Below are 1,835 nucleotides of genomic sequence, written 5' to 3' on the forward strand. Positions count from 1 at the left end.
GTCTGTCCCGGACAGCCAATCTGATCCGGGGTAGCCCTTTTTCTCAGCCCAGGGCTTGAAACTGATGCAGCGAAGTCAGCATAATGGTATTTCCCCATCCAGGACTCAAAAGCATTACGTCTCGGTCAGGATAGAGCAATATCCTGACCTTGGACTTAGAACTGCTACAGCTTCGTTACTTATTACCGTTTCCATAAATGGCTGCTACCTCTACTTAACCATTTCTATAAACAGGTGCAACATACTAGGCGGGACAGACAATCGAGGCAATGGGTGTGATTCTAGAAAGTCTGTTCCCATCTGATCTGACTGGGGAAGGCTAGGGCCTCGCTCCATTCCCCGCATTTGGTTTCATACAGAATTCGGTAGCGTGTCCCCTCTTCAGACCATCCGATTACTTTGGCCGCCACCCACTTACCCCAGCGGCTAACCCAGCCTGTCCGATTTGCGATTGGATCCTCTGCGATCTGAGGTTGGATCGGAGGTTCTACTTCTATATTTGGTAAGGTTCTAACTTCCCCTAAACTTGTATCATAAACAGCGGGCGATAGAACCACCTCAACCGCTTGTGTTGCAAGAAGTTCAGCTTCTTTTAGTTCGGCAATTTTTTTCGCTTGTCTTTTGGCTGTAAGAGCGGTCAATTCGTCCCAATTCATAGGGGTGCTTAGCTCCTCACTGAATGAGTATGTCCAGTGCAGCACTCCGTTCTGCTTGGTTCTTCTGCCAATCAGCTTGCAGCCGATTAAACTCAACAATTTATTTAGCCACTGCATCGGCTTCATCTTGCCCGGATGTCCGAGAAGCTTGGCAACTGCTTTCTTTTTGCAGCGCTCGTACACTTCGACAACTTCCAAGTCATCCCCCCTCCAGTCTTTACTGGAATCCAAAAATTTCTCCAAGCCCAGGGCTTGAAATGCTCTAATTTTTAGGTAACGGTCGGAGAAGTCGCCCAAAAATTGTTGCCTGTCAGCTAACAATTTGTGTCGCTGCAAATATTCAGAGTCCTCTGGGTTGTTAAATTGCCAAGCGGCATCAAGCTGGCTGAGTAGCGATCGCTCGTCAAATCGGACACGCCGCACAAATTCCCAACTCCATAAAGCAGAGTCTTCAATTCCCGGCAGTCGGGCTTTGAGAAAGAATTTTATAGCTTTGCATCGGTCTTCCCAAGTCGCTTTAAAGTTTCGCTTAATTTCTAAAGCTTCCGAAAGTTCGATGTCTGGCGCGTTAAAAATTTCTTGAGCCTCAATGTCCTTGCACTCTTCCTTGGCTGTAGCGTGTCCTTCGTAATCGCACTCAGCAGGTGTCACACATTGCACAGAGTAGCCGGCCAGATCGAAAGCTGTTAACAAGTATTTCTTCAAATGCCTGCGTTCCAATTCTGCTTTGGCTTGGAGCTTTGCCCACATGATTGTGTGTGGCGTAACAATTTGAGCCGCTAGATCTTCCCGCACTTTCTGCAACTGGGATTCATCCTTTATAAGCAACCGAGCTTCTGTATCCCCAAACTCTGAAAGAGCTTTGATTATTTCAGCTTCAAAAATTCCCCCGGTGTTCTTTTTGGCCAGCCCCCGCTCTGGACACAAAATAATAATTCTTTCGGGATGACGGACGCGCCGAGACATCTGGATACACTCGTCAACGCCCAAAACTCCCACAAACCAGCAAAACACATCAGAAAAATAATTCTGGGTGCGAATGTCAATATTCTGGATGCTAATGTCAATGCCCGATTCAGCCGTCGGAGTGTAAACTATCCAAGCTAGTCCGTATTTCTTGATATAAGCGTCGGGGTCTTTGAGAAATTCTTTGACTTCTGCCTTTGTTGCAGTTTTGGA

The 1,835-nt window shown here is 47.0% G+C and carries 1 pseudogene; it reads right to left on the bottom strand.

The window, feature by feature from the left end:
* Positions 1–281 precede the first annotated feature (281 nt).
* A pseudogene (locus ACUVJL_RS30865) lies at positions 282–1,835 on the bottom strand (hypothetical protein); the annotation flags it as partial.

Origin of the sequence: Microcoleus sp. OTE_8_concoct_300 (assembly GCF_031383065.1) — a bacterium.
GTDB lineage: Bacteria > Cyanobacteriota > Cyanobacteriia > Cyanobacteriales > Microcoleaceae > Microcoleus.